This window comes from Oceaniferula marina, from assembly GCF_013391475.1.
Lineage (GTDB): Bacteria > Verrucomicrobiota > Verrucomicrobiia > Verrucomicrobiales > Akkermansiaceae > Oceaniferula > Oceaniferula marina.
The window spans coordinates 13,359-34,438 of the sequence record NZ_JACBAZ010000007.1; the positions used below are offsets into that span (position 1 = coordinate 13,359).

18 protein-coding genes, 1 tRNA gene and 1 pseudogene are annotated in these 21,080 nt (G+C 49.9%); 15 read left to right on the forward strand and 5 right to left on the reverse strand.

The annotated features are described in order from the left end of the window. Positions 1-18 precede the first annotated feature (18 nt). On the reverse strand, positions 19-744 hold the full coding sequence (locus HW115_RS15035) for a zinc ribbon domain-containing protein (RefSeq protein WP_178933774.1): 726 nt from the start codon (positions 742-744) through the stop codon (positions 19-21). Between the two features lie 141 nt (positions 745-885). Between HW115_RS15035 and HW115_RS15040 the strand changes: the two genes are divergently transcribed. Then, complete coding sequence (locus HW115_RS15040; protein WP_178933775.1) at positions 886-2,475, forward strand: zinc ribbon domain-containing protein; 1,590 nt, start codon at positions 886-888, stop codon at positions 2,473-2,475. Between the two features lie 52 nt (positions 2,476-2,527). Then, positions 2,528-2,613, forward strand: a tRNA-Leu gene (locus tag HW115_RS15045). A 422-nt stretch (positions 2,614-3,035) separates the two neighbouring features. Here the strand turns inward: HW115_RS15045 and HW115_RS15050 are convergent. After that, positions 3,036-3,665, reverse strand: coding sequence for a hypothetical protein (locus HW115_RS15050; RefSeq protein ID WP_178933776.1), 630 nt, complete (start codon positions 3,663-3,665; stop codon positions 3,036-3,038). Between HW115_RS15050 and HW115_RS15055 the strand changes: the two genes are divergently transcribed. The 8 genes and pseudogenes from HW115_RS15055 to HW115_RS15090 all read left to right on the forward strand — a co-directional run bounded on the left by HW115_RS15055 (position 3,664) and on the right by HW115_RS15090 (position 13,387). Further along, positions 3,664-3,978: a hypothetical protein gene (locus HW115_RS15055; RefSeq protein WP_178933777.1), complete on the forward strand. Its 315-nt coding sequence runs from the start codon at positions 3,664-3,666 to the stop codon at positions 3,976-3,978. The genes HW115_RS15050 and HW115_RS15055 overlap by 2 nt on opposite strands. 1,484 nt (positions 3,979-5,462) lie before the next feature. Next, positions 5,463-6,023, forward strand: a complete 561-nt coding sequence (locus HW115_RS15060; RefSeq protein WP_178933778.1) for a sigma-70 family RNA polymerase sigma factor — start codon at positions 5,463-5,465, stop codon at positions 6,021-6,023. Then, positions 6,020-7,069: a hypothetical protein gene (locus tag HW115_RS15065; protein ID WP_178933779.1), complete on the forward strand. Its 1,050-nt coding sequence runs from the start codon at positions 6,020-6,022 to the stop codon at positions 7,067-7,069. Before HW115_RS15060 ends, HW115_RS15065 begins: the two co-directional genes overlap by 4 nt. Next, positions 7,069-8,496, forward strand: a complete 1,428-nt coding sequence (locus tag HW115_RS15070) for a sulfatase (RefSeq protein ID WP_178933780.1) — start codon at positions 7,069-7,071, stop codon at positions 8,494-8,496. Before HW115_RS15065 ends, HW115_RS15070 begins: the two co-directional genes overlap by 1 nt. 2 nt (positions 8,497-8,498) lie before the next feature. Then, positions 8,499-9,152, forward strand: a pseudogene (locus HW115_RS20200) (hypothetical protein); the annotation flags it as partial. Positions 9,153-9,458: 306 nt separating this feature from the next. After that, positions 9,459-10,505 carry a YHYH protein gene (locus HW115_RS20205; protein WP_425498143.1) on the forward strand — a complete coding sequence of 349 codons (1,047 nt, stop codon included), beginning with the start codon at positions 9,459-9,461 and terminating at the stop codon, positions 10,503-10,505. A gap of 54 nt (positions 10,506-10,559) precedes the next feature. Continuing rightward, positions 10,560-12,011, forward strand: coding sequence for a sulfatase (locus HW115_RS15085; protein WP_178933781.1), 1,452 nt, complete (start codon positions 10,560-10,562; stop codon positions 12,009-12,011). A gap of 2 nt (positions 12,012-12,013) precedes the next feature. Beyond that, a complete protein-coding gene (locus tag HW115_RS15090) occupies positions 12,014-13,387 on the forward strand; it encodes a hypothetical protein (RefSeq protein WP_178933782.1) in 1,374 nt (457 codons plus the stop codon). Here HW115_RS15090 and HW115_RS15095 read toward each other — a convergent pair whose 3' ends face one another. Beyond that, positions 13,388-13,630: a hypothetical protein gene (locus HW115_RS15095; protein ID WP_178933783.1), complete on the reverse strand. Its 243-nt coding sequence runs from the start codon at positions 13,628-13,630 to the stop codon at positions 13,388-13,390. A gap of 423 nt (positions 13,631-14,053) precedes the next feature. Here HW115_RS15095 and HW115_RS15100 point away from each other — a divergent pair, with 423 nt between their 5' ends. After that, positions 14,054-14,389 carry a sigma factor gene (locus tag HW115_RS15100; RefSeq protein ID WP_178933784.1) on the forward strand — a complete coding sequence of 112 codons (336 nt, stop codon included), beginning with the start codon at positions 14,054-14,056 and terminating at the stop codon, positions 14,387-14,389. A 721-nt stretch (positions 14,390-15,110) separates the two neighbouring features. Beyond that, on the forward strand, positions 15,111-15,293 hold the full coding sequence (locus HW115_RS15110) for a hypothetical protein (RefSeq protein ID WP_178933786.1): 183 nt from the start codon (positions 15,111-15,113) through the stop codon (positions 15,291-15,293). 416 nt (positions 15,294-15,709) lie between these two features. Here HW115_RS15110 and HW115_RS15115 read toward each other — a convergent pair whose 3' ends face one another. Further along, positions 15,710-15,898, reverse strand: a complete 189-nt coding sequence (locus tag HW115_RS15115; protein WP_178933787.1) for a hypothetical protein — start codon at positions 15,896-15,898, stop codon at positions 15,710-15,712. Positions 15,899-16,035: 137 nt separating this feature from the next. On the opposite strand from HW115_RS15115, the gene HW115_RS15120 reads away from it, so the two are divergent. Continuing rightward, the gene (locus HW115_RS15120; RefSeq protein WP_178933788.1) at positions 16,036-17,691 is read left to right on the forward strand and encodes an ABC1 kinase family protein; all 1,656 of its coding nucleotides are present in this window, start codon (positions 16,036-16,038) and stop codon (positions 17,689-17,691) included. Positions 17,692-17,706: 15 nt separating this feature from the next. Beyond that, positions 17,707-18,774 carry an AI-2E family transporter gene (locus tag HW115_RS15125; protein ID WP_178933789.1) on the forward strand — a complete coding sequence of 356 codons (1,068 nt, stop codon included), beginning with the start codon at positions 17,707-17,709 and terminating at the stop codon, positions 18,772-18,774. A 303-nt stretch (positions 18,775-19,077) separates the two neighbouring features. Here HW115_RS15125 and HW115_RS15130 read toward each other — a convergent pair whose 3' ends face one another. Continuing rightward, positions 19,078-19,818, reverse strand: coding sequence for a DUF932 domain-containing protein (locus HW115_RS15130; RefSeq protein WP_319609358.1), 741 nt, complete (start codon positions 19,816-19,818; stop codon positions 19,078-19,080). A 148-nt stretch (positions 19,819-19,966) separates the two neighbouring features. Here HW115_RS15130 and HW115_RS15135 point away from each other — a divergent pair, with 148 nt between their 5' ends. Next, positions 19,967-21,064, forward strand: a complete 1,098-nt coding sequence (locus HW115_RS15135) for a sialate O-acetylesterase (RefSeq protein WP_178933790.1) — start codon at positions 19,967-19,969, stop codon at positions 21,062-21,064. Positions 21,065-21,080: the final 16 nt, after the last annotated feature.

Sequence of the window (21,080 nt, forward strand, 5' to 3'; positions counted from 1 at the left end):
AAAGTAGAAGAAGGGGGCTTAGTGCTCTTCGTGGGTTGTTTGGCTCGATAGGTAGAGAATGCGTCCGCAGTTCTCACATTGGGTGATTTCTTTTTCCGCCTGAACATTGATCATGGTAGCGGCTACGAGTTTCATATGGCAGCCTTGGCATTGTCCGCGCTCAGCTGAAACAATGGCATCACCACCTTTGGATTTCATCAGCCGTTCATAAAGGGAGAGTTGGTCTTCATCGACGGCCGAAGCCAGAGAGTCACGATCAGACTGCACTTCCGTTTTTTGTTGTTGGCACTCTGCAGCTTTTTTGTCGAGCAGTTCGATTTCTTCATCGACCATACCCTGGGTGATGTCGAGAGCGGCCTGGGCCTTGTTCCGTATTTCTTGTAAGCCGTCGGCCTTTTCCATCAGTTCGAGCTCGGTTGTTTCCAGCGCATCGATTTCTTCCGTGTAGCGGGTGATTTCATTTCCGAGAGCCGTAAACTCTTCGTTTTTCTTGGTTTCATACTGCTGGACTTTCAGTTTTGTGAGGGTGTCTTTCCGCACGCCGATATCCAGTTCGACATTTTTGATGGCGATTTCGTTTTCCTGAATGGCGGATTTTGCCTGGGCTACGGTGTCGAGGTCGTTAGCCAGCCGTTCCTTGGCTCGTTGCTGATCATTGGGGATGCGTTTCAGCTCGTTGGTGAGTTTGAGGATACGTTGGTCCCGATCCTGGAGGATGAGTAAGGATTCGATTTCAGAAAGCATGCATGGGTTCTACCCCCTGATTGGCCCTGGGGCAAGTGTAGCCTGTGTCGAGAAAGATGATTTTTCTTGGTAGCCAAAATTGGCGTCATCGGATAGGGTCTGGCTGTCGTTTGCGATGAGTCGACAAAGCCAAACCGAAAAATGATGAAAATTGAGTGTCCAGAGTGTAGTCAACGATTTGATGTGACGGATGAGTTTATGGGAAAGACCGTGGAGTGCGGGTCCTGTGATGGTCGTTTCAAGGTGGATGATGAAGTGTTGGTGAAGGAGAAACAAAAATTTTATCCAGGTGAGAAACGGGGAGCGCATCTTGAGCGGTTTGCCAGCGCCAAGGCGAGCGCGGTTTCGGCCGCCCCGGAGGCGGTGCAAGTGGGCTTTCAGCAGGCACACTATCAGCCGGACCCTCATGCAGAGCTCGTGGGGCCACCTCGTCCCAGACGTACGGTGGCTGCGGTCCTTGGTGGTAGCTTGATGGTTTTGATTCTGATTGTCTTTTTACTGGCAGGAGGAAAAGAGGGACCGATGAGGGATATGGAAACGCAGAATCGGTTTATTCTCTGCGGATTTACGGCACTATTGGGCTGTGGCTTGTTATTCTATGGCATGGTGAAGAACCGGATGATGGGCGGATTGCTGTGTTTGCTTCTCGGTGGGGGCTTGATGGCGATGCCTGTGCTGTTTCCTGGAAACCCAACCAGCGCATCGGATGATTATGTCCCCGACCTGGTGGCAGAAAAAGAAGCGGAGGATGAGGCTGTGGCAGCCGATGATGAGGCGGATTATATGGACGAAATTGGCTACGAGCCCGTAGCCGAGTCCTTGCGGGTAGCTCCAGCTCACAGCATTGTGGCTATTTATTTGCGTAATGCCAACAAGGGGGTGCGGGAAAAAATCTCTGATTACCTCTACGAGGAAACAGGCAAGCTTGCCCGTGGGATTTCTTATGACCGGGGAGATTTTCGCGACAGTGGATTGTATGGTCTGATTCTGCTTCAGCAACAGACCAAAAGCATCGATGAGGTTGCCGTGCTGTGCAGTAAGTTCGGACGGATCAATAAAATTTACAAGAACCTACGGGTCGTGGATGTGACGGTTTCCAATTCCAAAATTGTGAAGCTCGACCCTGAATCGTCTCTGGATCCGAGCAGTTCGACGTATTACCGCGAACAGCTCAAGGCACTGCGTGGATTTGACCCCGAGCAAATTAAAAAGGCGGTCGCTCGACTGGGCGGGGTGGAGCCTAAAGCCCACCGGGATGATATTTCCAAGGAATTGCTGCGCTTGCTGGCGGAGAAGAAGGACAAGGAGCTCCGACTGGCTCTTTTTAAGGCGATTTCTGTCTGGTCTCAGCCGGGAGATGGTGCGGGTGTCGTGGTTCTTGCCGCTGTGAATGATTTATACAAGGTCGGGGAGTCCAGTAAAATAGCCATGGAGTTCCTTATTGATCGTCAAGTGGATGGTTCCCAATTGGTTCTGATGGAGTTATGGAGCAAAGACCCCGTTGAGTGGTCTCCCTTGTTTTTGAAACTCGGTGAGGGTGCCCAGGTCTTGCTGCTCCCCTCGCTGAATCAAATGGATACCGTGCATGTGGTGGCCGCAGCCGATATTCTTGGTAAAGTCGGCTCCAAGGCCTGTGTTCCCGAGCTTGAAAAAGCGGCTGAGCAGCAGACTGAGGAATTAAGTAAAAATTCTCTGAAAGCTGCCATTGACGAAATTGAAAAGCGCTCCTAGTCTGCACGCCGTCTCCCGGGAAACCTCGGTGAGATAAGGATCATTTCCCAATGCCGCCGTGGCGGAATTGGTAGACGCGACGGATTTAAAATCCGTTGATTGGTAACAATCGTGCCGGTTCGATCCCGGCCGGCGGTATGGGGAATCTCTTATGGAATAAAGGCTGTATCCGATTTTGGTGCAGCCTTTTTTTTGGGGTGTGCGAGTGTATTCGCTTCTGTTTTCTCCGATTTGCAGGAAAAAAGTGAGATAAATCGGAGACTGATAGATTCGATTTTCGGACCTAACTGACCACACATGCTGGATGTGATGCATTTGATCGAGCCTTCTCGGCAAGTGTTGGCGAGAATTCCCGATTCCAGGCGAGTGCCTACAGTCGTCAGCTTCCATAGTCTACGCTATACAGCCGTGACCATGCTCCATGACGCAGGCATCCCGGCAAGTTACCGTGGAAGAGTGGGTCGGCCATGACAGTGTCGAGGTCCACAAGGCTTATATAAAGATTGGCTGTGAGTCGTATCAGATGCTCTGCCAGAACTGTAGAAGTCTGCGGCTTCCCTCTATTCCCTCTCTGCCATCTGAACCGATACTCGGCAGAAGAGGGCTTTGCGGCCGCTCTTGGGGACTTGGATGGTCTTGAGGGTGCCGTCACCTTCTACGGTGTAGTCAGCGGGACCTGACATGTCTGTGAGTGTCTCGGTGATGTGCAGGTAGTAGATGCGTCCAGGCTGAGATTGCCAGCGGACGGTCATGCTGCCTTGTGGGGCGTCTTCGGACTCCAAGGTTTCGATCTTAAAGACGGATGAGGCGTCCCGGGGATTGAGGCCTGCGATGTATTCAGCGAGGTTGTCCTGCCCGTCATTGTCTTGGTCCTGGCTTGCTGACATCGCTGTGTTGTTGCCGGTGTGTTTACGCTCCCACCAGTTGGGGATGCCATCAATGTCGGCATCGATAAACTCACCGCCGGTATCGAGCAGGAAGAAGTTACCCTCTGCATTGATTACAAAGACAAAGTCGGACTGGCCGGGGTGTAGACCTCTGCGGTATTCTTCGACGTTACTGTAGGCATCGCCATCTGGATTCCCGGCAGCGTCATTCGCTGTGCGGGTCAGGCCGTATTTGTCCTCCCACGAGTCAAGCATGCCATCCTCAAGGTGTGGGGCGGAGTGCCCCTGCTGTAAGGGCACCATGCGCCCCGTCCGCACCTTCCTCCGGCACGAGGAAATCCAATTCTTCCTCTGGCTCCACGGCCTCTGGGAAGGAATCATCCATCTTCCCCGGCCACCGCCGCCGCCCTTCGACATCGAAACCATGGAGCCCATCGAGCCACCTTGGCAAGCCATCAAGGAATGGATACCCGACGACGAACCTAATCTCACTTGGTTCAATCAGGAAAGGAAACCAGCAGGGGATGATTCCAGACAGTATGACCAAAGCCTCGCTTGGCAACCAACCGAAATACCTCTCGGCGATGGCCGCACCCTGGTTCTCGATCCCACATAAACTCCATTGACAATATTTCAAAAATCAACCCCCTATCTCCTCCTCGCATGATGCTCTCGACCACCTTCCTCAAAAAGCAAATTCCTAGCAGTCCTGTTATATTGCAACCAAGCCCAAGATCAAAAGAGTGGTCGAGCAGGTTGTGAGTGCTCTTGAGTATTGGCCTGAGTTTGCCGAAAAGGCCAAGGTTGCGGAACAGCAGGCCCTGCAGATTGACCGTGTCATAGATCATCAACTCTCATTGAAATGATGGGTGCTTGCGTTTTTTATCGCTGACCGCGAAATAGGTGAATGGCCGCGAAAAAGAACCGTAGAAACGGTTTTATACCATTTGAGCATTCAGATTGTCGGAATGACGCAAGTCTTTTGGATTCTGGCAAGGAACAAGGAGGAAGCATAGCGATCTATGCGATCGACGCGAAACGCCGCTAGTCTTCAAAAGACACAGCGGCCCGCATCGCTCCAGCTTCGCTGGCAAAATAACAAAACCTAATATTTCCTCATTCCGACAATATGTCTGGGCGACTGTCGGACTTAAGATTGAAGTTAGATTATCACCCTTAAACTAGACACTTAACGCATCCAGTGTGAGCTGTAGCTACTTCAAAAAAGAGGCTATCCCCTCTAGGCCGCTCATAAAAGCTAAAATTTTTAAGTCCGACAGCCCCTCTGGGAGAATGGTATTGCTAGCGCTTTGCACAAGCGCATGGCTTCAATTGTCTGGCACGGATCACCGATCACAGCACACTGATCACCCTCCACCAGAACGGACTTCGGCGATTTCGGTCGATGGATTGCATGGAATCAAGTGATTTCGTGAATATACTTATGAGGCTTTTGAACGAACGAAGTTAACGGCTCTGAATAGGTTTTTGTGAGGCTGGAATTATTTGAATACACCTATGAAGAAAAAACTCCAGCTCGCGGAGGGGGGATGGGTTTTGGTATTTTGATGGTCTTGAACGCAAAATGGGGGCTGGTGCTGAATTTGAGCCAAAAACAATGCCTGAAGTGTTTTTGTATTATGACGTTAATGCCATTGTCTGAATTTCTATTAATGCGCGGAACGAAGTGTTGAAGATTCACTGAGAGTATCAGCGTGTTTGTTAGTTGTTTTGGTTTGTTGCTACGGCCCGATTGCCTCGAATTGTTGGGCCTCAGCGGCCATGGTCCATTTTGCATCGATAGCGTGTGAATCAATGTGTTCTTTGATTTTTAAGATGTTGACGCGGAAAAACTCTTTGCTGCGGTTTCCCTTGTTGACCCGTCCAGCTTCGAAAAATTTGTGGAGGATTAATTCAAAACTCGGAGCTTCTTTAGTGCAGATCCTAGCTTGAACTCGTTTAGGCAAAGGTGAGTAGTATTGTACTTATTTAGTAACTTATTATGAAACGTTATATCGATTGATTTGTTTAAAATGATGATTTTTTATTTCAAAGGTTTGTTTTTTGCCTCCTTTTAACAATACAGTATGAATGGTAGATATGAGCGATACGTTACAGCGCAGCAATGAGGGCGAGCCACAGCTTGCCTTTACGCGGTTGTTGATTGCTAACGAACGTGCGCTATACGGATTTTTGCTCTCTCTTGTGCATGATCGGTCAGCTGCTGACGACCTGCTCCAAGAGTTGGCTGGACGCTTGTGGAGGAAATTTGATGAGTACGATAGCTCGCGACCTTTTATTGCTTGGGGGATTGGTTTTGCTCGTCTGCTTGCCTTTGAGTGGCGCCGTAAACAGCAGAAACTGCCAATCCCGATGGACGATGAAATTCTCAATTCGCTGGCCGACGCCTCGGCAGAACATGCTGAGCAGTATGACGAACGTAGGTCGTACTTGTTGAAATGTATGAAAGGTCTAACTGAACGGCAAAGACAAGCACTACACGCACATTATTTTGACGAGCAACCTGTGAAAAAGATCGCCCGTCTTTGGCAACGCACTGAAATGGCTGTGTATAAAATTCTTAAGCGTGCTCACAAGGCTATGTTTGATTGTATGCGTGAGTCCATGGCAAATACTCTGGGGAAGGGGGGCGACTCATGAGCGATGTCACGCCAGCTCAAGCAAAGGTCTTTGATGAAACAGTGTGTCGTGTTTTGTTAGGTGAGGCTGAATGTGGAGACAGCGAATCACTCTGTTGCATGATCGATGATTCGGAAGAATTGCGTCAGCGTTTTCTGGATCACGTAGCCATACAAAGTTTCTTAGTTGATGAGGGCAGGGCTGGAGGTTTTTCTGAGAACCCGAAGAGGTTATTTGAAGCTCTTGAGGAAACAGAGACTTTGCCCAAGGTAACACAGCTATTATCGCGTGGTCTTTCGCGCTGGATATCAGCCGTGGCGGCTGTTGTTGTGATTGGGCTTATTCTTGTTTTCACCGTGCAGCTGCCAAATCGTGTGAATGCAGCGTCTCAATCACTCGACCAGATTATCGCCGCTTTTGGACGCATGGATGATCGGGCTTATGTAATTCATGTAATCAATCAACACTCGTCAAAATCTAAAAGCCCTCACCGAGGAAGCCAAAAGAGAGGTGGGGCAGGACGTTATCCTCCACCCGTCTATTTGGATAAAGCACAACTCTTTTTGCGTGGGGGTCGGCAGTTTGTTCTGAAACAAGAGCTACCGAACGGTGAACACCGCATCATGGGCGGCGATGGTGAAATTAGCTGGAGTTTCCGTGGTGACGGACCTGTGCGTATGAGTCATGACCCACAACGCTTCCGAGGTGGTTTGCCAGGGAGACAGCAAGATCTGGCATTCCTCGACCTTCGCACACAATTGAGCAATCTCAAAGATCTCTATCAGATCGAAATCATTAAGTCTAACTCGCAAACAGAAGTCGGGCTACAAGGACTGCGTGGATATCGTAATTCACGTGAGCAAGGAGGACCGAAGATCATAGAGATATGGTTCGATCCTAGCAATGGTATGATCCACCGGATGGTGCTCGAAGGGCTTCCTCGCCGCAATGAGCATCCAGGAGCTCTCAAGCTTGAGTTGGTGTCATCAGAAAGCCTGCCGACAGACTTTTTTTCTCACAATGCTCATCATGAACCAGGGCGAAGAATCGAAGCCGATAAAAAATAATGAAACGCACACTCATAATCTCGTCAGCCGTAATGTTAGCTTTCATCACAGGTGGTCACGCAGCCCAGAAGCCAAATATCATTTTCATGCTCTCTGATGATCAAAGCTGGAACGGCCTATCTGTAGCGATGCATCCGGAGTTTTCTGGATCAAAGAGCTCGCATGTTCGCACGCCCAACCTCGAGAAGCTCGCTGCGTCTGGCCTGCGATTTAGCTCGGCCTACGCACCTGCTTCCGTTTGCTCTCCTACGCGAATCGCTTTGCAAACAGGAAAGAGTCCCGCGCAACTTGGCTGGACGAAGGCAGCTCCTACGATGACCGCTGCTGATGGGTATAAAATGATCCCGCCAACCAACATCCGCTCGATATCAAAAGATGAGGTTACTGTGGCGGAACTACTCAAAACGGCTGGATATGCTACTGCGCATTACGGTAAATGGCACATCAATGGTGGTGGGCCGGAAGCACATGGCTACGACGAAAGCGACGGCGAAACCAGCAACAAAGACGCAGCGCCGTTCAAAGATCCTAATCCGGTTGATATCTTTGGTATGGCGAGTCGCGCGCAAGCGTTCATGGCTAAAAACCATAAACTCGGGAAGCCGTTCTTTATCCAAATGTCGTTCCACGCATTGCATTACCCTGAGAATGCACGGGCTGAAACCTTAGCGAACGTCCGCAAACGTAATGTTGGAGGGAACGAAAAAAATGTCTTAAGAATCGCAATTGCCGAAGACCTCGATGCTGGAGTCGGAAAAGTGTTAGCCGCAATCGACAAACTTGGAATCGCTGACAACACCTATGTCATCTACATGTCCGACAATGGTGGTGGAGGGGGCGGAGGTATGCGAGATGGTCTCAGCGGTGGAAAGGGCTCCGTCTGGGAAGGTGGCATCCGTGTGCCCCTAATCATCGCAGGCCCTGGGATTAAAGGGGGGGGCTTCAATCATCAGCGCGTTATAGGCCAGGATTTTTTGCCGACCTTTTGTGAACTCGCTGGGGTCAAGGCCCCGATGCCAAAGGGTGTCGAGGGGGGGAGTTTTGTCCATTTACTGCATGGTGAGAGACATCCCGTAAAGCGTTTGCATGAAGAACTGGTTTTCCATTTTCCCCATTACCAAAGCTCTGACGGGCCGCATACCGCGCTGATCCTTGGTGACATAAAATTGATCAAGTTTTACGAAACCGGGGAGCTGAAACTTTTCGATCTATCGAAAGATCTCGCTGAAAAAGTCGAACTCTCAGAGAAACATCCTGAGCAAACTGAAGCACTCAACAAACGACTTAATAATTACCTGAGGGATGTCGGAGCCCGGCTACCTGTCCCCAATCCCAATTATGATCCATCCAAGCCACCTCAACCACCCAAGAAAGGTAAAAAGGGCAAGGGTAGCAACAAGAAAAAAAACCTCAGAGAGAAACAGTAACGATGAAAACAACCTACCCTTTCGCACTGCTCGCAGCTACATTTCTAACCCTCGTAGAAGCGCACGAACTCGGGCGACATCAAGGCAGTGGTTCACGAATCACGAAGCCGCGTATAGAGGACACGATCAAGGCCAGCGTTTATGCCGACAACTGGTTTAAACTCTATATTAACGGTGAACTCGTAGCGATGGATTCGATCAAGTTTATTCCGCACAATGTAGTAACGGTAGATATACTCCCAAGTTATCCAATGACCATCGCGGTGATGGCGAAGGATAATGCCGATGCAAAGACGGGAATGGAATATAACAATACCCAGATCGGCGACGGTGGTTTCATCCTCAAGCTTGGTGATGGAACCGTTACCTCAGCGAAGTGGAAGGCAAAAAAAATCTTCTGGGGGCCGATTAACGGTGATACGAAGAATCTGCGGGTTGAAAAAATTCCGGTGCCAGAACATTGGTATGCTGTTGATTTCGATGATTCAGACTGGAAAAATGCTAGCGAGTTCACGCAAGAGGACGTTGACCCTAAGAAACCTTTTTTTGAGTATGACTTTAAAGGTGCGAAGTTTATTTGGAGTGCTGATCTTAAACTAGATAACACCGTGATCTTCCGCCATCGCGTCGAGAAAGCTCCGGATGGCAAAACCAAGTCTTGGGATATGTCAGCCCCCCCCTATGCGAATCCATCTACTCTGAAAACAACGCTGATACCGAAGGCTCAGACCACGGTCAATTCAAAGGGCAATCCTGCTCAGGCGATACCTTTTCTGAAGTTCTCTGACTCAGTAAAGCTGCGCTGGGATGACGCGTATTTCTACGTTGAGTCTAATGGTATGCCCGATCACTCGATGATGGTGGGGATCACAGCATGGCAACAGCAGATACCTCTACCTCAACCCTACATGGGTGACAACGCATGGCGAATTCCTTTGCATCCTATCCCAGCAAGAACACCGATGTCTGCGAAGAAGAACTTCTTTCGTGGTGCCATCGCCGTTGCTGCGAATGGAGTACCTATTTTCAACCCTATCAAAAATGATGGACGTACAGATACATTTTTGGCAGGGGAGCTCGACAAGTGGGGAGGTCATTGCGGTCGTGCGGATGATTACCACTACCACATAGCTCCGGTTCATCTTCAGCAGAGACTCGGCAAGGACAAACCTCTTGCCTATGCTCTCGATGGCTACCCGATCTATGGATATGAAGAGCCTGATGGATCTCCGGTGACCGGCCTGGACGAGTTTAACGGTCATAAGGATACCGCGGGGAACTATCACTATCACGCGACCAAAAGCTACCCCTACGTCAATGGAGGTTTCTACGGCAAGGTGACCGAGCGGAACGGTCAGGTCGATCCTCAACCGCGAGCACATGGAATGCGCCCTGCGTTGACTCCTCTGCGTGGAGCAAAGATTACAAAATTTCATTCTGAAGGAAGTCACTATCACCTTCATTATGATCTTGGTGGGCAAAGTTATGCGCTTAACTACGAAGTGCAGGATGACCGATCAGTCACGATTGAGCGTGTCGACCCCAGTGGCATATCTACCACTGAAACTCACAGCGGCAAACGTCAGGGTGGTGGTCCGGGCGGCAAGCAAAAGGATCGTAAATCTTGGATCAGTGCCCACAAAGAAGAGTTGGATAGGAACTCCGATGGTGACGTGACGCTAGTTGAAATGATGAACGAGGCGAAAAAAGTATTCAGAAGCTACGACGCTAACAACGACGGGGAAATCTCTGCTGAAGAGTCAAAAGGCCCAGGAGTCAAAAGTGCCATGGGAGGATTTGTTCGTGGACACTTCGAGGAAATAGATCGTAATAGCTCCGGAGCAATCTCTGCGAGAGAGCTAGCAGATAACGCAAAAAAAATGTTCTCCAAGGCCGATGCCAACAGCAATGGAAAAATCGAAGGCGAAGAATACAACCGCTCCGCCGGTGGAGGTAAGCGGAAGGGAGAAAAGGGGGGTGATGGAAGAAATAAGCGTGCCCAAAAATAATCATGGAAGGGTTTGGTTATTAGCGTCTCGAGACAATACCTTTTGTAAACCGATATGAAAACACTCCACATTATTTTGATCTGCCTCTGCCTGCTAAATCCGTCAACTAGCTTAACGTTAGGGGCGACAGAAAAGCCTAACTTATTGGTCATTCTTATCGATGATATGGGTTGGAGAGATGTAGGGTTTGCAGGCAACAAGTTGATTGATACACCACACATCGATCGGCTGGCAAATGCGGGAACGGTGTTCACCCAAGCCTACTCAAGCGCTCCCAACTGTGCCCCCACTCGTGCCTGCCTGATTACCGGACAATATCCGCCCAGGCATCAAGTTTTTACCGTGGTGGATGATCGGCATAAACCCGGCTCGGCACACCATCGACTCATCGCAGTAACAAGCCAATCCGAACTCGCTACCGAGTCTGTGACTATCGCAGAAGTTCTGAAGGAGGGAGGTTATGCCACAGCAATGATTGGTATGTGGAATCTTGGACGCGGCCGTAGAGGTCCCTGCACTCCTACTGGTCAAGGTTTTGATGTCAGCAAACAGGCCAAGGAGCTAGGATTTGAAAAAGATGCCTATCACGACGGCTCAGGTCGGTATTTAGCAGACGCTTTTGCTGAGGAGGCAGTGCAATTCATTAGACACAATAAGAGTAAACCATGGTTTCTTTACTTCGCCCCACACTCGGTGCACGCCCCCTTCGATCCGCCTCCTGCTCTGCTGGCCAAGTATCAGAAAAAAGCGCTATCCAACCGCGATTTTGATGCCGCCCATGCTGCAAGCGTTGAAGCTCTTGATGTGGCAATCGGGCGGATTTTAACATCATTGAAACAGCTCAATCTTGAAAAAAATACCCTTGTTGTTTTTACGTCGGACAACGGCGGTACACGCCAGTATGTGGCTCCGCTCCGGGGTGGTAAAGGTACAGTTTATGAGGGGGGGATTAGAGTGCCGATGGTGGTGCGAGGGCCGGGTGTGAAGGCTGGCGTGAGTAGCGATACTCCGGTGCTTTCCATGGATATTTATCCAACCTTAGCCGGCATAGCCCAAGTTAAACTGCCTAAAATCCACGTCGTCGACGGTGAGGATTTATCACCTGTTTTATCGGGCGAGGGAGATCTGAAGCGTGATAGTGTCTACTGGCACTTTCCTAGCTATGTCGGTCGCAATGGCCCGGCCAGTGTAATTCGGCGAGGAGATTTCAAGCTGATCGAACATTTTGAATCCAAGAGTATCGAATTGTATAATTTGGTGAAAGATCCGAGTGAGGCTCGTGACTTGTCCAAAGATCAGAAAAAGGTAGCTGACGATCTTCTGGCCCGTTTGCACGCTTGGCAAAAGCAAACCAAAGCCCCGCGTCCTACCACCGCTAATCCAGCCTTCGATCCTAATGCTGAGCGTCCACGTGGACGGAATCAGAGAGGAAAAGGGAAAGGGCAGGGGGAACGTCAAAAACAAGGTCAAGATCGGAAAAAGAAAGCCAACAACAACACCAATTAACCATGAAAACACCACATTCAAACAACACAAAGATGAAGCATCTTTTCAGGCTGATGATGATCCCAGCGATTGGATCATGGGTAATCTCCACAACTTACAGTTATGCACAACAATCCGACGGCGAACCAGGCAAACGACCGCGTGCCGACCGGAATCAGAATGAAACTGGAAAAAAAGGAAGTAAAAGAGAAGGTAGAAAGGGTGGGGGGCGAAAAGGTCAGGGGAAGCAAAAATATTCCATTGAGCAAGCAGTGTCTGATCGTGCTCAACTTCATACGATTGCCTTCAGCGGAGTGGCATTTTTAACGGGGGACTTTGGTTCCTCAACATTCATTCCGCCCGGTAAGGTGTGTGATTATTTTGGTTTCCAATACATGCGCGATATTGACGTGGCTGAAAAAGGTCATAACCCGATGTTTTTAAATCGGGTGGCAGGAAACATTCTGCACATTCTGAATGACGATCAGAAACAAATGTTCTCAGATCTTGCCGAAGAACAGGCGGATCAGTTAGAAGGTCTTGCACGCATGCGTCTGCCACTGATCAAGGCTTTTCACACCGAGCGGGATAGCAAGTCTGCGGGGCTCAAAAAAGCGGCTGTCGTCAAGTGTGTGGGTGACATTTTTGAACGCGATGCCGAGCTGAGTATCCGCCGTGCCGAGGTCATGGCGAAGGTCTATCTTTCACTAGATGAAAAACAGAAAGCCTACCTAGCTAAGATGAAGTTTGGCGATTTCAACACCTGGCCAGCACTCGATGAACGTGATAAATTGAAGAAACGTGGCAGGGGTCGATCCAAGCTGTTTAACGTCGCCTACATGACCTATGCGAGCGAGTTCTTCAGCTGGACGGCAGGTAGCGTCAAGGCCGATACTTATTTCTGCCCGGAACGTCACGGCACCTACTTCGGGGGGTTCTACATGAAGGATATGCCGGCGATGGGAAAACGTGACTTCGATATCAGCACATCAGTAACAGGCGAAAGCGGACGTATCCTCGTTGAGGAACTGCTCACGCGGAAACAGGCCGCATCGATCACCGCAATCCCTGATATTCAGAGAAAATTATTAATGGAAACAATCGACATCCGACGCGCTTTTTCTATCGAGTTGAGAAAACTACTTGATGGTAAAAAGCCTGACCGGAAAAAGCTCCTAGCACTCGGCCGCCGCTACGGTGAGTTGGACGGAGAGATGTCATGGTTTTACACAATGGCTTTTTCCAAAGTGAACCGCACACTGACTGATGAACAACGTGAGCAGCTTGTCAAACTGCGCAACTTACCCGGTTACCAAAGCGCTCCTTATTACATCTACTCACGTGGTCGAAATGACGATCTCAAACTCGGTGACATCGAAAAGAAATTTTTTAAGTAGTCACTTTCCGCTCGGAGTGCTTCGACCGCTGGATTTGTATTTCTCCAGCAGGGTGGTCAGTTCCTGAACAATTTCCGGGTGGGCTTGATAAACGTTTTTCGTTTCACGTACGTCCTTGCCCATATCGAAGAGCTGGATTTTATCTTTGATGGAATTGTCGATTTTGGTGCGGCCACCGGAGCCTCGGCCGACGATGAGTTTCCACTTACCTTTGCGGATAGCAAATCCGTTGATTGGTAACAATCGTGCCGGTTCGATCCCGGCCGGCGGTATGGGGAAATGCTTATAGAATAAAGGATTAAGGCTGCTTCGGTAGCCTTTTTACGTTTTGGGTTGTGCGTCCACATTCCGGGGCAGCACCAAAGTTAGGGGCGAGTATTTTGATATTGGATGAGCTAGTGCCTCATGGATGTGACGCACCCCTCTCGCATTCGCAATAGAGCTCACCTCTTTCGTGATGGCTCATTTCGATAGCATGGAAGCGAGGCTGTGTGGGGGGCTGTTACGGCCGGATTGGCCATGTTTCCTCTCATTGGGGGGGATGAGGGAAATGTATTGCCAATTGAGCGGTCATTGAGGGTATTTTACGCTGGGTCGTCGATTAATTGGCATGATCATTAAAAAATGTGTCACATTTTCTTTAAGTGGATATATATAAGAAGATCGATGTTGGATTACGGAGAAAAGGAGGAGAAGGAGTTTGTTCGGCTATTGGTGGCTCACCAATCGTTGATTCAATCTTTTGTGGTGTCATTGATTCCGGGTTCTTCGGAAACCGAGGATGTTTTGCAGAGTACCAACGAGGTTCTTTGGGCAAAGCGAAAGCAGTTTGAGCTGGGGACCAATTTTAAGGGTTGGGCGCTCACGACAGCGCGCCTTCAGGTGATGAGCCTTCAGCGGCGGCTAAAGCGTGAAAAACGTGTGTATTTTGATGATGAGGCTTGTGAGGCGATTTTTCAAGAGGCTCTGCAACAGGATGAAGGTGAGACGAGGGCTGCATAGTGCAGACAATGAGAAAGCATTAGGAACTCTTAACATCCGCAGTGGGCTCTGCCCCCGTGACGTCAAGGTTCTCAATGAGCGCTTAATCAATGAACCAGGAATGCGCGAAGGGCTAAAAAGAAGAGCAGGAACCGAAGCCAGAGTGAGTATCATTATACGAAACTTCATGGGAGCACCTGCCCGGGCGCAAGGGTTTGAACATCGAGAAATGATGGTTGGTTGGGCTGTATTGAGTCACAACCTATGGGTTCTTGCTCGGTTGGAGCAAGTCAGTCAGTCCGAAAAAATTGAACAAGAAATTCCTGAAGCCGCTTGAGGAAGCCTGTATCTTTCTGACCGATCCACTAACCTGCACTTATTCGATAAGTGAAGCAGACCCGTGCTTTTGAAAGGCCTTAAAAGCGGTGAAATTGAGAGAGAAAGCCCTAAACATGGGTGAGTCACCATGATTGAGCTGTGTGATGGTGTCACCCTGATCAATTCGACAGCCTCGTGATTTTCAAAAATCAAAAACTCTGTTTTTTGGGACAAGCTCTAGCTAAAAAAACGCCACACTAGGTCACTGGGCGGCACGAAATATGATCCATCGACCATCAGTGATACCTCAGGCCAAATTGTAAAACCTTCACTAAGTCTTTCTTGAATGAAATGGGAAGGAGGGTAATATCTTAAATCATCTAGTATTAATCGACCGTCTCGCCATTACTTTCATCCCTTCTCCATGAACGATTCATTCAATCAGCATCTTGTGCTCGGTCGGGTGGTTTCAATGGTGATGGTTTTAGCCCTCAGCGCATGTTCTTCTAAACCTTATTTTAAAGAGCGAAGCCTCCATGCAAGCTATAAAGACTCCCCCGCCACCAATATGTTGATTACCAAGAAGACGGTTTCCTATACGATTTGAACATTGGCGGCCCTGTTCTAGGAGCGGTTTACAAGTTCTAATCATTTTACTCCTTCTTTACATCTGGGGTTTTGCATCTTCGGATGCGGATCTTGGCATCAATCTGCGGTTAACATAATCACTTGTATTGAGCCAAATAGAATGACCCCCAGATGAAAGAGCTCTCTCGGTTCATGAGCATACAAAATTCATTCGAGTAAGGGCTCTGGGTAGAAGTTTTTGTGGGCTATATCAAATTGCTCGAAGTATCTCATGGGTCTAATGACGTTAAAAAATCAACAGCCTCGTCTATCGAGATTAGTTCTGACAAGTCGGGCGCAGAGGGGAATAAATTCAATAGCTGCCTTCTCCGTTATGGTAGATGTGACTGGGAATCTGGCTCACCCATAAGGTGCATCATCACGATCACAAATGGGTTACTTCACCTTTTCCACATCGCCGAGTGTCCCAGTTTTCTCAAACAGTGGCTTGTCCGGGCCATACAGGCGGAACAACAGGAAGAAGTCTTCACCGATAGCTATCCAGCTCAATTCCTGACCTTCAGGGTCGAAATACAGATCTACACGAGCAACATTTTTAAAATCGATCATTCCTGTGCCTGCCATCGCCCATCACACTGTTATTCTGGCGTTCATCGTGACGAGCCCCCCGGTCAGCCCTTCCTCATTACACGCTAAGAATGCGTGCTAAAACTCTTATAGAACTCGACTATTTTTAGTCCATTGATTAAATGGCGTTCATCATGAAAAACATTCGGAGTCACACCAACACCATTGCTAGCAAAGCAAAACGGCAGGCCGAAATCATCAAAGTTTTTAGTCACTACGGATTGGCCGATTGGTTTGCTAAAATCCCAGACGGGCGCATCAGTGATTTCCTCATAAAGCCTGAGCAAAAGACCATTGCCGAAAAAGCTCCTGCCGAACGGCTTCGCTTGGCACTCACCGCGCTCGGGCCAACGTTTATTAAGTTCGGCCAAGTTTTGAGCACGCGAGCGGACATGGTCGGCCCGGAGATTGCTGCGGAATTGCAGAAACTGCAATCTCACACCCCCGCCGACCCACCGGAGCAAGTCGAAGCGTTAATCATCGAAGAGTTTGGGAAAAACCCTAACGAACTTTTTTCTAGTTTTGACTCCGTCGCCTTTTCATCAGCATCCATCGGGCAGGTGCACCGGGCGAGGCTTAAGAGTGGCGATGATGTCGTCGTAAAAGTGCAGCACATAGGTATCGAACCTCAAATAAGGCTTGATCTGGATCTTCTAGGTGATTTCGCTAAACTCATCGAAAAACATGTGCCAGAGTCTGAGGCTTACCAGCCGGTGGCCACCACTCGGGAATTTGGCCGCAACTTATTAAAGGAGCTTGATTTCACCTCAGAGCGCAGGAATATGGAACGATTCACTCGTAATTTCCAAGGAGACGAAACCCTCCATGTGCCGGTTGTTTTTGCCGAAACATCCAGTCGCCGTGTTTTGACAATGGAGTTACTGGAGGGAATCTCTGGCTCTCAACCCGAAGACATTGCCTCCAGCGGCGCGGACCTCAGTACGTTTGCCAAGCGAGCCGCGAACATCTATCTGAACATGATTCTTCGAGATGGATTCTATCATGCAGACCCCCACCCGGGAAACTTCTACCTTCTCAACGGGGGTGTGTTGGGACTACTCGACAGCGGGATGGTTGGCAGGATCGATGATACGATGCGTGAGGAATTTGAAAATGTGCTTCTCGCACTGGTGCAAGCCGATGCAGAAGAGCTTTCCGAGTTACTACTCCGCTATGGATCGGCTCCACAGAATGTGGATAAAGTCGGATTTCGTACCGACATCGGTGACCTCTTGGACGACGCCATGAACAGCGGCATCGAAGACATTGATCTGGGTGATCTGCTAGCTCAAGTCGTTGTAATTATGCGACGATACAGCATCAGCATGTCCGCGCGTGTAGCTCTAATCATTAAGACGTTAGTGATGCTTGAAGGCACCTCTAAGCTGTTGAGTCCTCATTTTAGCCTTATTGAAGTGCTGGAGCCGTTTAGGCGAAAGATTATTAAAGAGCGTCTCAATCCTCGCCACTGGTGGAAAAAAATGCGCCGCCAGGTCGGTGACATTGATCGGGTAATCACGTCCTCGCCGCGCGCTTTGGCTGATTTGATTGATAGCTTTCAGTCGGGCCAGCTCAAAATGAAACATGAAGTGCCTCGCCTTGAAATCACAATCAACCGTGTGGTGGCAGGTGTATTAATCGCCTCCTTCTTTCTTGGGTCCAGTTTGTTACTCAGCTTTGGGGTGCCTCCAAAGATTTTTGGCCTATCAGCGCTCGGCACGCTCGGCTGTTTAAGCAGCTTGTTCATCGGCCTCCAACTTTTGTGGAGTATTCGCAACAATATTAGATAGCCTACCACATCAGGAATGACCGAACGATCGACACAACTCCGCGACACGGTATTGACCCTGGCTGGCATCGGCGTGCTGTTCGCGATACTTCGCCTGTCCGCCGAGATCGTGGTGCCCTTCCTGCTTTCGTTGTTCATCGCCACCGTCGCGGCTACGCCGCTGGCCTGGCTCAAGCGGCGTGGCCTTTCGACGATGCTTTCGGTCGTCGCCGTGCTGCTGGCGATCATCATCGTAATGGGGGGGATCTCGATGCTGTTGGCCGGAACGGCAACGGAATTTAATGACGCCCTGCCCGGATACCAGGAGCGTCTGAAAGAGGTGACGGGCAAGTCCTATGCGTGGCTTTCGAGCAAGGACTTGAACGTTGACGAGGTGGGGCTTTCCAAAATCATCGATCCTTCGGCGGTGTTTGGATTCGCCAACTCGATGTTTGCCGGGATTCGCGGCACCTTGAGCTATATACTGTTGATCATTTTCACCACGACCTTCATGCTTGCCGAGACTGCTGGCTTCCAGCGCAAACTGGCGGCGATCGATAGCAAAGAAGGCAGTGACGGCGACACGCTGCAGAGCATGGCGGCGATTGCTCGAAGCTTGAATCGCTACGTCGGAGCAAAAGCGATAGTTAGCCTAGCGACCGGTGTGCTGGTGTGGATTGCGCTCGAGTTGGTGGGGCTCGACTTCGCGCCGCTGTGGGGAGTGCTGGCTTTCCTGCTCAACTTCGTGCCCAATATTGGCTCGATCCTAGCAGCGGTTCCCGCGGTGCTGATCGCCGTCCTGCAACTACCGCCGCCAATGGTCGTCGTCGTCATTGCGATCTACCTGACGGTCAACCTCACCATTGGCAACGTCATTGAGCCGATGGTCATGGGGCAGCGGGTGGGGCTTTCCACCCTGACGGTTTTTCTTTCCCTAATATTCTGGGGCTGGATGTTCGGCGCGGTTGGCATGTTGCTGTCGGTGCCACTGAGCATGGTGGTGAAGTCGATCGCCGAGACCAATGCGCAGACTCACTGGTTCGCGGTGCTGATGGGGCCGGTTCCTCCGGTGGAGGAGGGGCGAGACGATGAAGCTGCGGAATGAAGAAAGGGGGCGTATTGAATCTGAATGTAAGAAAGGCGATGGACGCCTCCTCATCTTGCCCCTCTGCCCAGGGCGTCCTCCGTGCGATGTGACCCAGCATGCCTTCTCATTAGGAGGTTCGTCTTTATCGCTATGAGCCATGCGAGCCGCAGCCTCGATTTCCCCGGGTAACCCTAGTTAAAGTAGATGTGTTGCTTCCAACTGGTGGAGTATGATTCTGTCGATTAGTTGTGATTAAATAGGGGCATGTGATAGCTAAAAAAAACGCCTCACTGTTTATGGTGAGGCGTTTTTGTTATAGACTTAGCTTGCCAGTGCTACATGTGAATCGAACAGGCCATGGAGTGCCTGTCCGCGTTTAACTGCCGTCTGAGGATTAACCGTCTTGTAGACCTCACTGAAAGCATTGAACAAACTCCACCCGTTACGGGGTAGGAACTCTTCATGCTGGGGTTTGCGCCATTCTTGAAGCACTGCTGGCACCTGACTAGTGGTGATGGCTCTACAATCGACAGCTCGGATCACAAGATCGTGGGCTGAGCGGTCGGGCAGATACTTCTGCTTATACGTGACGATGCGGCGGTCGAGTTCGTGGAACTTATCACCGAGCTGTCCAACAGCCCGTGCTGTGAGTTGGCGCAAGTCTCTCTGAGCAAAGCGGGTATGCTTCCGAGACAGTTTCACTTCCCCGTTGAAAGCGAGGTTGTCACAGACGAATACCTGAGTGCCGGCGACGAGGCCAGCGGGTAGGCTTTTGTCGTGGCTGTTACGCAGACCTACAACCCAACCGAAGTCATCTTCGTTCCGGGTGGGCAGGCTGACTTGGATCACTCCGAAGTAACGTGCCCCATCATGGGTAAGAGCATGGCTTTCACCTTTAATGATGAAGCCGCTCTCCCTGAGTTGTGTCTCAACCTCGTGTAACAAATCCCGGTGAGGGATGGGATACCATGTGTCGGTGCCGTTGGGGGTGATGACCTCGAAGAGATCCTGACGATCCACTACTTGTGCTCCACAGTGCAGCAGCAATCCCTTAGGACGCACTTCAGTGTTTAGCTCTGGTGGGTATGATATTGCCGAAGTGGTGGTGTATGACCGTGTTCTCACTGATGTGGAGCTTGGGCAAGTGCACACCCACTTGAAAACCAAGTATACGTATCCAATCAGGGATACGTCGGTTCGGAGTTTGAGAGTGATCCTCCTCGGAGGAGGTGCGAATGCCGATGGTCGAGCGTTTCATTCTGAGCTGCCTACGACACCTGTCGATTTTCAATCACCCCAGAGTGATGTTGATGTTTATTATAAGGTTGAGGGTGCAGAACCAACTCTTACAAGCTTGCGACCTGGGCTTTCTGAAACAGGAGGATTTGGACCGGAAATATCCATTGGGCGCAAAATGGCCGATCTGTGGTCCGGTGAGGCAGATACTCGTGTGGCCCTTATTAAATATGCCAAGGGGGGAACCAATCTGCATGTTGATTGGAAAGCCGGGGGCGATAGCTCTACCCTTGGAGACGGTTCTGAATATGTTCTTTTTCAAGAAACCGTGAATCGTGGGCGCGTTGCCTTGGCTGCAGCCTACCCGAATGCTGTTCAGCAGATAGAGGGAATGTTATGGGCTCACGGCGAGGCCGATGCCGATTCCGCGGGAGCCCCGGGCTATCAGCATAACCTCACTCAATTGATTGATGATGTCCGTGCTACCTACGGTATGGATTTACCTTTTATGATCGCACGACTTTCCATGGCGCAGGCGGCTATCCAGTTTACGTACTTAAACCAGATTCGGGCATCCCAGGATGCAGTGGAAGACCTTGATCCAAGGACGGGTATTGTTGACACCGATCATTTTGGTATGAATGCTGACGGTCTGCACTTTGATGGCAACGGTCTGCTGTCAATGGGGGCTGCTTTTTCAGAGAAACTTGCATATCACGAGTGGATGCTAGCTGCGTTTACTTCTGTTGAAATTAATAATGGGAAGGCCGAGCCCGATGCGGACCCTGATGGCGACGGTAAAACCAACCATGCCGAATTTCTTGGCAATTCAGGACCTAAAGATGCTTCGTCCCATTTTAGATCATGGATCTTCTCAGAGGATGATAAGACAGCCAGGATTCATTATGATTCATCCCCATACAGAGAATATGCGATAGAGCGCTATGAGATGTTTTCAGGAACATGGCGCGAGATCTTACCTCGCGAAAAAGGGAATGGGGGAGTAAAAAGCCGCGTTGTTGATCTCGGCTCAACACCGGATTTATTTCGCGTTCGGAGCGAGCTTCCATAGGGGGGGGCGTCATCCA

Bases quoted from the DNA above. Each gene is read 5' to 3' on its own strand.
- HW115_RS15035 (WP_178933774.1), bottom strand. From the start codon at position 744: ATGCTTTCTGAAATCGAATCCTTACTCATCCTCCAGGATCGGGACCAA.
- HW115_RS15040 (WP_178933775.1), top strand. From the start codon at position 886: ATGATGAAAATTGAGTGTCCAGAGTGTAGTCAACGATTTGATGTGACG.
- HW115_RS15055 (WP_178933777.1), top strand. From the start codon at position 3,664: ATGCGCCCCGTCCGCACCTTCCTCCGGCACGAGGAAATCCAATTCTTC.
- HW115_RS15050 (WP_178933776.1), bottom strand. From the start codon at position 3,665: ATGGTGCCCTTACAGCAGGGGCACTCCGCCCCACACCTTGAGGATGGC.
- HW115_RS15060 (WP_178933778.1), top strand. From the start codon at position 5,463: ATGAGCGATACGTTACAGCGCAGCAATGAGGGCGAGCCACAGCTTGCC.
- HW115_RS15065 (WP_178933779.1), top strand. From the start codon at position 6,020: ATGAGCGATGTCACGCCAGCTCAAGCAAAGGTCTTTGATGAAACAGTG.
- HW115_RS15070 (WP_178933780.1), top strand. From the start codon at position 7,069: ATGAAACGCACACTCATAATCTCGTCAGCCGTAATGTTAGCTTTCATC.
- HW115_RS20205 (WP_425498143.1), top strand. From the start codon at position 9,459: ATGTCTGCGAAGAAGAACTTCTTTCGTGGTGCCATCGCCGTTGCTGCG.
- HW115_RS15085 (WP_178933781.1), top strand. From the start codon at position 10,560: ATGAAAACACTCCACATTATTTTGATCTGCCTCTGCCTGCTAAATCCG.
- HW115_RS15090 (WP_178933782.1), top strand. From the start codon at position 12,014: ATGAAAACACCACATTCAAACAACACAAAGATGAAGCATCTTTTCAGG.
- HW115_RS15100 (WP_178933784.1), top strand. From the start codon at position 14,054: ATGTTGGATTACGGAGAAAAGGAGGAGAAGGAGTTTGTTCGGCTATTG.
- HW115_RS15110 (WP_178933786.1), top strand. From the start codon at position 15,111: ATGAACGATTCATTCAATCAGCATCTTGTGCTCGGTCGGGTGGTTTCA.
- HW115_RS15115 (WP_178933787.1), bottom strand. From the start codon at position 15,898: ATGGCAGGCACAGGAATGATCGATTTTAAAAATGTTGCTCGTGTAGAT.
- HW115_RS15120 (WP_178933788.1), top strand. From the start codon at position 16,036: ATGAAAAACATTCGGAGTCACACCAACACCATTGCTAGCAAAGCAAAA.
- HW115_RS15125 (WP_178933789.1), top strand. From the start codon at position 17,707: ATGACCGAACGATCGACACAACTCCGCGACACGGTATTGACCCTGGCT.